Raw genomic sequence first — 12966 nt, 5'->3', positions numbered from 1 at the left:
GCGGGCGGGCGGGATAACCTGGTAACCCGATAAGCCGTGATGAGCGGACGTGCAACCACGAAGGACGAACGATCAGCGTGTCTGAAACCACGAAAACGGACGTCGTACTGGTCGGCGCGGGGATCATGAGCGCCACGCTGGGCACCCTGCTGCGGCTCATGGAGCCCGACTGGTCCATCACACTGATCGAGCGGCTCGACGGGGCGGCCGCAGAGAGCAGCGATCCGTGGAACAACGCGGGTACCGGGCACTCCGCATTGTGTGAGTTGAACTACACCCCGCAACGCGCCGACGGCACCGTCGAGATCAGCAAGGCCGTCCACGTCAACGAGCAGTTCCAGGTGTCGCGTCAGTTCTGGGCGCACGCGGTCGAGAACGGTGTGCTGCCCGACGTGCGCAGCTTCCTCAACCCGATTCCGCACGTGAGCTTCGTCCACGGAGCCGAGCACATCGACTACCTGAGGACGCGCCGCGAGACGCTGGTGAAGAACCCACTGTTCGCGTCGATGGAGTTCATCGACGACGACGACGAGTTCGCCCGCAGGCTGCCGTTGATGGCCGCGAACCGCGACTTCTCCGAACCCGTTGCGCTGAACTGGACCCAGGACGGTACCGACGTCGACTTCGGTTCGCTGTCAAAGCAATTGATCGGGTACACCGCCCAGCGCGGCATGTCGACGCTGTTCGGCCACGACGTCCGCGACCTGCACAAGGAATCCGACGGCAGCTGGACGCTCAAGGTCACCAACCGTCGCACCGGGCAGAAGCGCAAGCTCAACGCCAAGTTCGTGTTCGTCGGAGCGGGTGGCGGCGCGCTGCCGCTGCTTCAGAAGGCGGGTATCAAGGAGGCCAAGGGCTTCGGTGGCTTCCCGGTCGGCGGCGAGTTCCTGCGCACCGGCAAGCCGGTTCTGACCGACGGCCACCGGGCCAAGGTGTACGGGCAGCCGCCGCTGGGCGCGCCTCCGATGTCGGTGCCGCACTTGGACGCCCGCGTCATCAATGGCCGCTCCTGGCTGCTGTTCGGTCCGTTCGCCGGTTGGTCGCCGAAGTTCCTCAAGCAGGGCAAGGTCACCGACCTGCCGTTCTCCGTCAAGCCCAACAACCTGGCCTCGATGCTGGGTGTCGGGCTCACCGAGACGAGCCTGCTGAAGTACCTGATCAGCCAGCTGCTGCTGAGCCCGGCTGCCCGCGTCGACGCGTTGCGGGAGTTCGCGCCCGGCGCTGTCGACGGCGACTGGGAGCTCGACGTCGCGGGTCAACGCGTACAGGTGATCCGACGCAAGGGCGCAGGCGGCGTACTGGAGTTCGGTACCACCGTGCTAGCGGCCGCCGACGGCAGCATCGCCGGCCTGCTCGGGGCATCCCCCGGGGCGTCGACCGCGGTGCCAGCCATGCTCGACGTCATGCAGCGGTGCTTCGCCGACCGGTACGCGTCGTGGGAGCCCAAGCTCAAGGAGATGGTGCCCTCGCTTGGCATCGAACTGTCCGACGAACCCAAACTGTACGAAGAGGTTTGGGACTGGGGCAGCAAGATCCTCAAGCTCGACAAGGCTCCCACCGCGCTGCCCGCGTCCGTATGAGGGGCTCGCCGTGACGCTGGTGCCGAGGCGCAGCTGGGCCAAGGATCTCGACGCGGCGACACTGTACGAGCTGCTGAAGCTGCGGGTGGAGGTGTTCGTCGTCGAACAGGCCACGCCGTATCCGGAGTTGGACGGCCGTGACCTGCTCGCCGAGACCAGGCACTTCTGGCTCGAGGGTCCCGACGGCAAGGTCATCTCGACCCTGCGGTTGATGGAGGAGCACCCCGGCGGCGAGAAGGTCTTCCGCATTGGCCGGGTCTGCACCCAGAAGACCGAGCGCGGCCACGGGCACACCAATCGGCTGATGCAGGCCGCGCTGGCCGAGGTCGGCGACTACCCGTGCCGCATCGACGCGCAGACCTACCTCCAGGAGATGTACATCAAGCACGGCTTCGTCCGCGACGGCGACGAGTTCCTCGACGACGGCATTCCCCACGTGCCCATGCTGCGCAACCCCGTGAACCTGTGATCGGCTACCCGTTCAGCGCGCTCGTCGGGCAGGACCAGCTTCGGCTGGCGCTGGTGCTGAACGCGGTGCGGCCCGAGATCGGCGGTGTGCTGATCCGCGGCGAGAAGGGCACCGCGAAGTCGACGGCCGTGCGCGGGCTGGCCCACGTGCTGGCCACGCTCGACGCCGACGCCAGGCTCGTCGAACTGCCGATCGGCGCCACCGAGGATCGGGTGGTCGGGTCGCTGGACCTGCAGCGGGTGCTGCGCGACGGCGAGCATGCGTTCTCGCCGGGACTGTTGGCGCGTGCCCATGGCGGGGTGCTCTACGTCGACGAGGTGAACCTTCTGCACGACCACCTGGTGGACGTGCTGCTCGACGCCGCGGCGATGGGCCGGGTGCACGTCGAACGCGACGGCATCTCGCACAGCCACGAGGCGCGGTTCACGTTGATCGGCACCATGAATCCCGAAGAGGGCGAACTGCGTCCACAGCTGCTCGACCGATTCGGGTTGACGGTGGACGTGCGGGCCTCTCGCGAGGTCGACGTCCGCGTGGACGTCATCCGGCGCCGGATGGACTTCGAGGCCGACCCCGAGGGGTTCGCGGCCCGCTACGCCGAGGCCGACGCCGAACTTGCCCGACGCATCGCCACCGCGCGGGCCGCAGTCGGTGACGTGGTGTTGCCGGACAACGAGTTACGGCGCATCGCGGCCCTGTGCGCCGCCTTCGACGTCGACGGGATGCGCGCCGACCTGGTGGTCGCGCGCACGGCGGTGGCCCACGCGGCCTGGCGTGGCTCTGCGACGGTCGGCGAAGAGGACATCCGGGTGGCGGCCGAACTCGCGCTGCCGCACCGGCGTCGACGCGACCCGTTCGACGATCCCGGGCTGGATCCCGACCAGCTGGACGAGGCGCTCTCGGCGGCCGACGAATCCGCGAACGAGCCGGAGCTCGACCCAGAGCCGCCAGGGGGTGGCGGTGAGTCCGGCGAGGCTCCGGATCAGCCTGCGCAGAAACGGAATTCGGGCTCGTCGAGCACGCGCACCAGTGCACCGCCTGCGGCGACGTTTCGCACCAGGGCATTGACTGTGCCCGGTATCGGAGACGGCGCTCCTGGCAGGCGTTCACTGGCGCGCAATCGCGCGGGCAAGTCGGTAGCGGCCACCGTCGACCCCGAAAGTGGTTATGGCGTGCATCTGTTCGGCACGCTGCTCGCCGCCGCGGGCCGAGCGCGCCGCCCCGGTGGGTTGACGATCGGTGCGTCGGACGTCCGCCGCGAGGTGCGGGAGGGCCGCGAGGGCAATCTGGTGATCTTCGTCGTGGACGCGTCCGGCTCGATGGCCGCCCGTGACCGGATGGCGGCCGTCGGCGGGGCGGCGCTGTCGCTTCTGCGCGACGCCTACCAGCGTCGGGACAAGGTCGCGGTCATCACGTTCCGCGGGCAGCAGGCGCAGGTCTTGTTGCCGCCGACGTCCTCGGTGCACGTCGCGGGGCGCAGGCTGGCGCGGTTCGATACCGGCGGGAAGACGCCGCTGGCCAAGGGACTGCTCGTCGCGCGCGACCTCGTCATGCGCGAGAAGGCCAGGGACCGGGCCCGCCGCAGCCTGGTGGTGGTGCTCACCGACGGCAGGGCCACCGGAGGGCCCGACCCGCTGGGCCGGACCCGCTCCGCCGCAGCCCGACTGGTCGCCGAGGGGGCCGCCGCCGTCGTGGTGGACTGCGAGACGTCCTACGTGAGACTGGGTTTGGCGGAGGAGCTGGCCCGCCAACTCGGAGCGCCCGCCGTTCGCCTTGCGCACCTGAGGGCCGACGCACTGGCCCAGGTGGTCAAGACCGAGGCGGCCTAGATGCCAAAGGGCCAACCGCCGATCATTCCCGAGGACGGGCTGACCACCAAGGCCCGGCGAAATGCTCCGCTGCTCGCCGTGCACACCGGGCCGGGGAAGGGCAAGTCGACCGCCGCGTTCGGCATGGCGTTGCGCGCCTGGAATCAGGGCTTCGACGTCGCGGTGTTCCAGTTCGTCAAGAGCGCCAAGTGGAAGGTGGGGGAGGAAGCCGCCTTTCGCGAACTCGGCAGACTCCACGACGAACAGGGGGTCGGCGGTCCCGTGCAATGGCACAAGATGGGCTCGGGCTGGTCCTGGTCGCGCAAAGACGGCACCGAGGTCGACCACGCCGCTGCGGCCGCCGACGGCTGGGCCGAGATTGCGCGGCGGCTCGCCGCAGAAACCCACGACTTCTACGTGCTCGACGAGTTCACCTACCCGCTGAAGTGGGGATGGGTCGACGTCGACCAGGTGGTGGACACGCTGACGTCACGGCCCGGAACCCAGCACGTGGTGATCACAGGGCGCGACGCCCCCAAACGTCTGCTCGACGCGGCCGACCTCGTCACCGAGATGACCAAGGTCAAGCACCCGATGGACGAGGGTCGCAAGGGCCAACGAGGCATCGAGTGGTAACCCCATCCCGCGAGCGCGCGTGTTTGCGGCCGACACGCCGTCGAGTTTCGCTAGTTTGCGCGCGGTCGCGCGCTTTAGTTCGGCCCGACGACGCCGAACCGCCAAGCCACCCTGCGCAAATCGCGTGCGGCTCGTTGCTGCGCGAGCGCGCGAATAGTGCGAGTTTTGCCCGGCGTGTCGCCCGCAGACACGCGCGCTCGCGGGGAGTGGTGAGCCGGTGACCGTTCCGGCCGTCGTCGTCGCGGCCCCGGCGTCGGGGAGCGGCAAGACGACGGTGGCCACCGGGCTGATGGGTGCGCTGCGCCGGGCCGGTCACACCGTGGCGCCGTTCAAGGTCGGCCCCGACTTCATCGACCCCGGGTATCACGCACTCGCGACCGGAAGGCCCGGCCGCAACCTCGACTCGGTACTCGTCGGCGACGAGCTGATCGGCCCGCTTTATCGGCACGGCAGTGCGGGCGCGGACATCGCGATCGTCGAGGGCGTGATGGGACTGTTCGACGGCCGCATCGATCCGCACGGCGGGGGGATCGCACGCGGTTCTACCGCGCACGTCGCCGGAATCCTCGGCGCGCCGGTGGTCCTGGTCGTCGACGCCCGCGGCCAGAGTCACAGCGTCGCCGCGCTGCTGCACGGATTCACGACCTTTGACTCAACAGTTCGAGTCGTCGGGGTGATTCTCAACAGGGTCGGTTCGCCGCGCCACGCCGACGTGCTGCGTCAGGCCTGCGAACACGCGGGCGTGCCCGTGCTCGGCGTTATACCGCGGTCCGACGAATTAGCCGTTCCGTCAAGGCATCTCGGCTTGGTGACGGCGGTCGAACACGGGCGGCTCGCGCACCAGGCCATCGACGCCATGACCGAGCTGGTCGCCAGCCACGTCGACCTCGCCGCCGTCGTGCAAGCGGCCTCTACTCACGTTGACGCGCCGCCGTGGGACCCCAACGTCGTCCAACCCGTGGCCGACGGAGTAACGGTGGCGCTCGCCGCGGGCAAGGCCTTCAGCTTCGGCTACCCGGAACATGCGGAACTGCTTCGCGCCGCGGGCGCCGACGTGGTGGCATTCGACCCGCTGACCGACACGCTGCCCGAGCGCACCGCTGGCGTGGTGCTGCCTGGTGGGTTCCCCGAGGAGTTCGGGCCGGAGTTGTCGGCCAATCACGTTGTGCGCCAGCAACTCAAGGCGCTCGCCGCGACCGGTGCGCCCATCCACGCGGAGTGCGCTGGCCTGACCTATCTGGTCGAGGAGCTCGACGGCCAACCGATGTGCGGCGTGCTGGCCGGATCGGCCCACTTCACCGATCGGCTCACCCTCGGTTATCGCGACGCGGTGGCGCCGGCGGACTCGTCGCTTCACGTAGCGGGTGCGCGCGTCGCGGGCCACGAATTCCACCGCACGGCGGTGACCTTCACGAAGCAGTATCAGCCGGCGTGGGCGTTCCGGGGCGCCGGTGCGGTGAACGTCGCCGACGGTGCGGTGCACGGCGGGGTGCACGGGGCCTACCTCCACGTCCACGCCGCGGCCCACCCCGAGGCGGCATCGCGCTTCGTCGCCGCTGCCGCAACATCTAAGCTCGCCCGGTGAGTGAGAACGCCTACCTCGTCGGCCTCCGCCTCAACGGCAGAAAGGTCGTCGTCGTCGGTGGGGGCACCGTCGCGCAGCGCAGGCTTCCGCTGCTGCTCGCCAACGGGGCCGACGTCCATGTCATCGCCCGCGCGGCCACGCCGGCCGTCGAGGCGATGGACGGCATCACGCTAGATCTGCGCGATTACCGCGACGGTGACCTGGACGGCGCCTGGTACGCCATCGCCGCCACCGACGACGCGGCCGTCAACTCCGCGGTCGTCGCCGAAGCCGATCGGCGCCGGATCTTCTGCGTGCGCGCCGACGTCGCCCGCGACGGCTCGGCCGTCACGCCCGCATCGTTCGAGTACGAAGGCCTCGCGGTCGGAGTGCTCGCCGGTGGCGAGCACCGGCGCTCGGCGGCCATCCGCTCGGCGCTTCGGGAGGCCCTGCAGCAGGGACTGGTGGCCACCGATTCGCCCGACGCCCCGTACTCCGGCGTGGCACTCGTCGGCGGTGGTCCAGGCGACCCCGAACTGATCACCGTGCGCGGACGACGGATGCTGGCCCACGCCGACGTCGTCGTCGCTGACCGGCTCGCGCCGCCCGAACTGCTCGCCGAGCTCGGCCCGCACGTGGAGGTCATCGACGCGGCGAAGATCCCGTACGGGCGGGCCATGGCCCAGGACGCCATCAACGCCGTGCTCGTCGACCGCGCGAAGGCGGGCAAGTTCGTCGTCCGGCTCAAGGGCGGTGACCCATTCGTCTTCGCGCGCGGCTACGAAGAGGTGCTCGCATGCACCGAAGCCGGGATTCCGGTCACCGTCGTGCCCGGCGTGACGAGTGCCATAGGGGTTCCTGCACTCGCCGGCGTGCCCGTGACTCATCGGCACGTCACACACGAGTTCGTGGTGGTCAGCGGGCATGTGGCCCCCGACCATCCGGAATCGTTAGTGAATTGGAATGCGCTGGCGGCGCTGAGCGGCACGCTCGTGTTGCTGATGGCCGTCGAACGCATCGAACTCTTCGCGCGGGTTTTGCTCGACGGCGGGCGACCTGCGGAAACTCCCGTGCTCGTGGTCCAGCACGGCACGACGGCCGCCCAACGGACGTTGCGCACCACGCTCGCCGAGGCGGCGGATCAGATCCGGGCGGAGGGAATTCGACCGCCCGCGATCATCGTGATCGGCGCCGTTGCGGCCTTCGCCAGTTAAAGGATTATTAAGATTACTGTAAGGTAACCCGGCATGACGGCTCTCAATGATGCAGAGCGCGCAGCGGCCCAGCATGACGGTAGCGATGTTCGCGGCGCCAGCAATCGGGCACTTCCCATGCACGTCGAACAGACCGCCGTCGAGCGAACCAGCTGGTATCCGACCTGGTTGCCCTCGCAGCGGTTCCTGGCCGCGGTCATCGCGATCGGCGGCATGCAGCTGTTGGCCACCATGGACAGCACCGTCGCGATCGTCGCGCTTCCTAAGATTCAAGACGAGCTCGGGCTTTCCGACGCAGGTCGCAGCTGGGTCATCACGGCGTATGTGCTGACGTTCGGCGGGCTCATGCTGCTGGGTGGCCGGCTCGGCGACACCATCGGGCGCAAGCGCACCTTCATCGTCGGCGTCGGGCTGTTCACCATCGCCTCGATCCTGTGCGGCATCGCCTGGAACGAGCCCACCCTGGTCACCGCGCGACTGCTACAGGGCGTTGGCGCTGCGATCGCCTCACCGACCGGCTTGGCGCTCATCGCCACCACGTTCCCCAAGGGTCCTCCGCGCAACATCGCCACGGCGGTCTTCGCCGCGATGACCGGCGTCGGATCGGTCATGGGGCTCGTCGTCGGCGGCGCCCTGACCGAGGTCTCGTGGCGTTGGGCGTTCCTCGTCAACGTGCCGATCGGTCTGGTCATGATCTACCTCGCCCGCACCACGCTGACGGAGACCAACCGCGAGCGGATGAAGCTCGACGCCACCGGCGCGATCCTCGCCACGCTGGCCTGCACCGCGGCGGTCTTCGGCTTCTCGATGGGCCCGGAGAAGGGGTGGATGACCCCACTCACGCTCGGCTCCTGCCTGGCGGCACTGATGTTCTTCGGTGCGTTCCTCTACGTCGAGCGCACCGCGATCAACCCCGTCGTGCCGTTCAGCCTGTTCCGCGACCGCAACCGGGTCGCCACGTTCGCGGCGGTATTCCTCGCCGGCGGCGTCATGTTCACGCTGACGGTGCTCATCGGCCTGTACGTGCAGGACATCATGGGCTACAGCGCGTTGCGGGCTGGCATCGGATTCATCCCATTCGTCATCGCGCTCGGCATCGGGCTCGGCCTGTCGTCTCACCTGGTGTCGATCTTCGCGCCGCGCCTGCTCGTCATCGCGGGCGGAGTACTGGTGCTCGCGGCCATGGTCTACGGCTCGACGCTGCACGGCGACATCCCGTACTTCCCGAACCTCGTCATCCCGATCACGGTCGGCGGCTTGGGGATCGGCATGATCGTCGTGCCCCTGACGGTCTCGGCCATCGCAGGCGTCGGCATCGACGACATCGGTCCGGTGTCGGCGATCGCGCTGATGCTGCAGAGCCTCGGCGGCCCCGTGGTGCTCGCCGTCATCCAGGCCGTCATCACGTCGCGCACGCTGTATCTGGGCGGTACCACCGGCCCGGTGCGCAACATGAACGCCGAGCAGCTTCACGCGCTCGACCAGGGCTACACCTACGGCCTGCTCTGGGTGGCGGCCGTCGCCGTGATCGTCGGCGTCGTCGCGTTGTTCATCGGCTACACCGCTTCGCAGGTCGCTCAGGCGCAGGACGTCAAGGACGCGATCGACTCGGGCGAGCTCACCACCACGCCCTAAGAGGGCCTGCACTGGCCAACATCCTCCCCGCCAGTCGCGTCGGCTGCTGTCGGTAGGGTGGCGTTCCATGTCTGCCGAGCGCAGTACGACACCGCTGTCGTCGTCGGTGCTTGGCGTGGTGATCGTCGCGATCACCGGCATGCAGCTGATGTCGACGCTGGACGGCACCATCGTGATCGTCGCCCTCCCGCGGATGCAGGCCGACCTCGACCTCTCCGACGCCACCAAGAGCTGGGTGATCACCGCCTACGTGCTCGCCTTCGGTGGCCTGCTGCTGCTCGGCGGTCGCGTCGGTGACGCGATCGGGCACAAGCGGGCGTTCCTGTCGGGAGTCGGCGTCTTCACCATCGCGTCGCTGGTGTGCGGGCTCGCGAACGACGGCATCACGCTCGTCGTCGCCCGGGCGGTGCAGGGCACCGGCGCCGCGGTGGCCGCTCCGACCGGGTTGGCGCTCATCGCGACGACGTACGCCGTCGGGCACGCCAGGAACCAGGCGCTGGCCGTTTCCGCGGCCATGCAGGGCATGGGTTCGGTGCTGGGACTGGTGCTCGGCGGAGCGTTGACGGTCATCTCGTGGCGGCTGGCGTTCCTCATCAACGTGCCGATCGGCATCGTGATCATCGTCGTCGCGGTGCTGCGGATCAACGAGACCCGTCACGAGCGGCTGAAGCTCGACATCGCCGGCGCGCTACTGGCCACGCTCGGCTGCGCGTCGGCCGTGCTGGTGTTCACCCAGGGCCCGCCGCGCGGCTGGGTCGACCCATGGGTCATCGGCGCGGCGGTTGCGGCGGTGGTGTTCCTCGTCGCGTTCCTGTTCGTCGAACGCGCCGCCGACCATCCGCTGGTGCCGTTCTCGGTGTTCGACAACCGCAACCGGGTCATGACGTTCGTCACGCTGTTCCTCGCCGGCGGCGTGCTGCTGACGCTGACGGTGATGATCGGGCTGCTGGTTCAGGACGTGCTCGGCTACTCCGCGCTGAAGGCCGGGATCTGCTTCATTCCGTTTGCGATCGCCTTCGGGTTGGGCACCGTCGTGGCGGCCAAGCTGGCCCCGCACGTCGCACCCCGCTGGCTGATCATCGGCGGGGGACTGTTCGTGCTCGCGGCGATGCTCTACGGCTCCACGCTGACGCGCGACATCCCGTACTTCCCGGACCTGTTCGCGCCCATCGTGATCGGTGGATTCGGCATCGGCGGCATCGCGGTGATCCTGCCGCTGTGCGCCGTCGCCGAAGTCGGTCCGCGTGAGATCGGGCCGGTGTCGGCGATCACGCTGATGGTGCAGAACCTCGGTGGCCCCGTCGTGCTGGTGGTCGTCATGGCCGTGCAGACGTCGCGCACGCTGTACCTGGGTGGCACCACCGGCCCGGTGAAGGACATGACGCCCGCGCAGCTCGACGCGCTCGGATACGGCTACACCTACTCGCTGCTGTGGGTCGCGGGGATCGCGATCATCGTCGGCGCCGCGGCGTTCTGGATCGGTTTCTCGGCGCGGCAGATCGCCACCGCCCAACACACCCGTGAAGCGGTGGAGGCGGGCGAGCTGTGACGTACCCGGACGACGCCACCCCGACGCGCGGTCAGCTCTCGGAGCTGGCGGACCCGTTGGGCTGGCGGCTGATCCTCGGCGTCCTGATCGCCCACGTGCCGGTGTCGTCGCTCGTCGAGGCAGCGGAGGCGGCCCGGATCGCCGTCGAGTCCGTGGGCGCCGAGGGTGACGGCCACCTCAGCGTCGACCTGCACGCGGACCGCGTGGTGCTGCGCCTGCACACCGTCGCGGTCGGTGCGGTGACGGGCCACGACCTAAGGCTGTTGCCGCGCGTCAGCGCCGCGCTGGCCAACCGGGCGCTGCACACCGAACCGGGTGACGCGTTCGCGGTGCCGCAGGCCATCGAGATCGCCATCGACGCGATGGACATCCCCAGGGTTCGGCCGTTCTGGCAGGTCGTCACCGGGTACGTCGACGAGTCCGGTCCGTCGGAGCTCGGCGACACCGCGCTGCTGGATCCGCTCCGGCGCGGGCCAGCGATCTGGTTCCAGCAGATGGACGAGCCCCGTGGCCGCATCGGCGGGCAGGAGCGCAGCGACCCGGGGAGCGTCATCCGCAATCGGATCCACCTCGACGTCGACGTGCCCCCGGAGCTCGCGCAGCCCAGGATCGACGCCGCGCTCGCCGCGGGCGGCACGCTCGTCTACACCGACGAGGCTCCGGCCTTCTGGGTGCTGGCCGATCCCGAGGGCAACGAGGCGTGCATCTGTACCTGGCAGGGGCGTGACTGAATTCGATTGTGGCGACTCGATAGGGTTGCCGCTGTGATCACCCGCATGTCCGAGCTGTTCCTGCGCACGCTGCGCGACGACCCGGCCGACGCCGAAGTGGCGAGCCACAAGCTGCTCATCCGAGCCGGCTACGTCCGGCCCGTCGGCCCTGGGTTGTACAGCTGGCTGCCGCTGGGCTTGAAGGTGCTGCGCAAGATCGAAGGAATCGTGCGTAGCGAGATGAATGCCATTGGGGGGCAAGAGATCCTGTTCCCGGCGCTATTGCCGCGCGCACCGTATGAGACGTCGAACCGGTGGACGGAGTACGGCGACGGCGTGTTCCGGCTCAAGGATCGGCGCGGCAACGACTACATGCTCGGGCCGACGCACGAGGAGTTCTTCACGCTGACGGTGAAGGGCGAATACTCGTCGTACAAGGACTTCCCGTTGGTGCTGTTCCAGATCCAGACGAAGTACCGCGACGAGGCGCGGCCGCGGGCGGGAATCCTGCGGGGGCGCGAGTTCATCATGAAGGACTCGTACTCGTTCGACCTCGACGAGGGCAGCCTCAAGAACGCCTACCACGCGCATCGCGAGGCGTATCAGAAGATCTTCGACCGGCTGGCGGTGCGCTATGTCATCGTCTCGGCGGTGTCGGGGGCGATGGGCGGCAGCGCGTCCGAGGAGTTCCTGGCCGAGAGCGACGCGGGCGAGGACACGTACGTGCGTTGCGTCGAATCCGGCTACGCCGCCAACGTCGAGGCGGTCATCACCGCGGTGCCGGAGGCGATTCCGTTCGACGGGCTGCCGGAGGCCGTCGTGCACGAAACCCCCGAAACCCCGACCATCGCCACGTTGGTCGACTGGGCCAACGGCGCTGGGCTAGGTCGCGAGATCACAGCCGCGGACACGCTCAAGAACGTGCTGCTGAAGGTGCGCGAGCCGGGCGGGGAGTGGGAGCTGCTCGCCGTCGGCGTGCCGGGTGACCGCGAGGTCGACGACAAGCGCCTCGGCGCCGCGCTCGAGCCAGCCGAGTACGCGATGCTCGACGACGCCGACTTCGCCAAGAATCCCTTCCTGGTGAAGGGCTACATCGGACCGAAGGCCTTGCTGGCCAACGGTGTTCGTTTTCTGGTCGACCCGCGGATCGTCGACGGAACGGCGTGGATCACCGGCGCGGACCAGCCGGGCCGTCACGTCGTCGGCCTCGTCGCAGGCCGTGACTTCACCCCCGACGGCACCATCGAGGCCGCCGAGGTGCGCGAAGGGGATCCGTCACCCGACGGTGCCGGCCCGCTGGTCGCCGCCCGCGGCATCGAGATCGGCCACGTGTTCCAGCTGGGCCGCAAGTACGCCGACGCCTTCAACGCCGACGTGCTCGGCGAGGACGGCAAGCCGGTGCGACTGACCATGGGTAGCTACGGGATCGGCGTGTCCCGGCTGGTCGCCGTCATCGCCGAGCAGCACCACGACGACAAGGGCCTGCGGTGGCCGTCATCGGTGTCGCCGTTCGACGTGCACGTCGTCATCGCCAACAAGGACGTCGACGCCAGGGCCGGAGCCGAGCAGTTGGCCGCCGACCTCGACCGCCTGGGCGTCGAGGTATTGCTCGACGACCGGCTGGCGTCACCCGGCGTCAAGTTCAAGGACGCCGAGTTGCTCGGCGTGCCGTGGATCGTGGTGGTGGGCCGCGGCTGGGCCGACGGGGTGGTCGAACTGCGCGACCGCTTCAGCGGCGAGACTCGCGAGGTCGCGGCCGACGGGGCCGCCGCAGCCATCGTCGAGGCGTTGGCGGGCTAGC

At 69.1% G+C, this 12966-nt stretch carries 10 protein-coding genes; all 10 read left to right on the top strand.

Going from position 1 to position 12966, the window contains the following annotated elements:
* The first annotated feature begins 77 nt into the window (after positions 1–77).
* The 10 genes from mqo (at position 78) to SLQ33_RS18495 (ending at position 12965) form a co-directional block, all read left to right on the top strand.
* Positions 78–1580, top strand: a complete 1503-nt coding sequence (gene mqo, locus SLQ33_RS18540) for a malate dehydrogenase (quinone) (RefSeq protein WP_319455326.1) — start codon at positions 78–80, stop codon at positions 1578–1580.
* A 10-nt stretch (positions 1581–1590) separates the two neighbouring features.
* Positions 1591–2049 carry a GNAT family N-acetyltransferase gene (locus SLQ33_RS18535; protein ID WP_319455325.1) on the top strand — a complete coding sequence of 153 codons (459 nt, stop codon included), beginning with the start codon at positions 1591–1593 and terminating at the stop codon, positions 2047–2049.
* Positions 2046–3878, top strand: a complete 1833-nt coding sequence (locus SLQ33_RS18530; RefSeq protein ID WP_319455324.1) for a magnesium chelatase subunit D family protein — start codon at positions 2046–2048, stop codon at positions 3876–3878. The genes SLQ33_RS18535 and SLQ33_RS18530 overlap by 4 nt, the downstream gene beginning before the upstream one ends.
* Complete coding sequence (cobO, locus tag SLQ33_RS18525) at positions 3879–4493, top strand: cob(I)yrinic acid a,c-diamide adenosyltransferase (RefSeq protein ID WP_319455323.1); 615 nt, start codon at positions 3879–3881, stop codon at positions 4491–4493.
* A 217-nt stretch (positions 4494–4710) separates the two neighbouring features.
* Positions 4711–6078, top strand: a complete 1368-nt coding sequence (locus SLQ33_RS18520) for a cobyrinate a,c-diamide synthase (RefSeq protein ID WP_319455322.1) — start codon at positions 4711–4713, stop codon at positions 6076–6078.
* On the top strand, positions 6075–7271 hold the full coding sequence (cobA, locus tag SLQ33_RS18515; protein WP_319455321.1) for a uroporphyrinogen-III C-methyltransferase: 1197 nt from the start codon (positions 6075–6077) through the stop codon (positions 7269–7271). Before SLQ33_RS18520 ends, cobA begins: the two co-directional genes overlap by 4 nt.
* Positions 7272–7388: 117 nt before the next feature.
* A complete protein-coding gene (locus tag SLQ33_RS18510) occupies positions 7389–8906 on the top strand; it encodes an MFS transporter (protein WP_319455550.1) in 1518 nt (505 codons plus the stop codon).
* Positions 8907–8973: 67 nt separating this feature from the next.
* Positions 8974–10455: an MFS transporter gene (locus tag SLQ33_RS18505; protein ID WP_319455320.1), complete on the top strand. Its 1482-nt coding sequence runs from the start codon at positions 8974–8976 to the stop codon at positions 10453–10455.
* On the top strand, positions 10452–11186 hold the full coding sequence (locus SLQ33_RS18500; RefSeq protein WP_319455319.1) for a VOC family protein: 735 nt from the start codon (positions 10452–10454) through the stop codon (positions 11184–11186). The genes SLQ33_RS18505 and SLQ33_RS18500 overlap by 4 nt, the downstream gene beginning before the upstream one ends.
* A gap of 33 nt (positions 11187–11219) precedes the next feature.
* The gene (locus SLQ33_RS18495; RefSeq protein WP_319455318.1) at positions 11220–12965 is read left to right on the top strand and encodes a proline--tRNA ligase; all 1746 of its coding nucleotides are present in this window, start codon (positions 11220–11222) and stop codon (positions 12963–12965) included.
* The last annotated feature ends 1 nt before the right edge of the window (position 12966 follow it).

Origin of the sequence: Mycobacterium sp. RTGN6 (genome assembly GCF_033804605.1) — a bacterium.
Lineage (GTDB): Bacteria > Actinomycetota > Actinomycetes > Mycobacteriales > Mycobacteriaceae > Mycobacterium.
This window is presented reverse-complemented; position numbering and strand designations above follow the sequence as displayed.

Coding starts and splice junctions, on each gene's coding strand:
- SLQ33_RS18505 (WP_319455320.1), top strand. CDS start 8,974: ATGTCTGCCGAGCGCAGTACGACACCGCTGTCGTCGTCGGTGCTTGGC.
- SLQ33_RS18510 (WP_319455550.1), top strand. CDS start 7,389: ATGCACGTCGAACAGACCGCCGTCGAGCGAACCAGCTGGTATCCGACC.
- cobO (WP_319455323.1), top strand. CDS start 3,879: ATGCCAAAGGGCCAACCGCCGATCATTCCCGAGGACGGGCTGACCACC.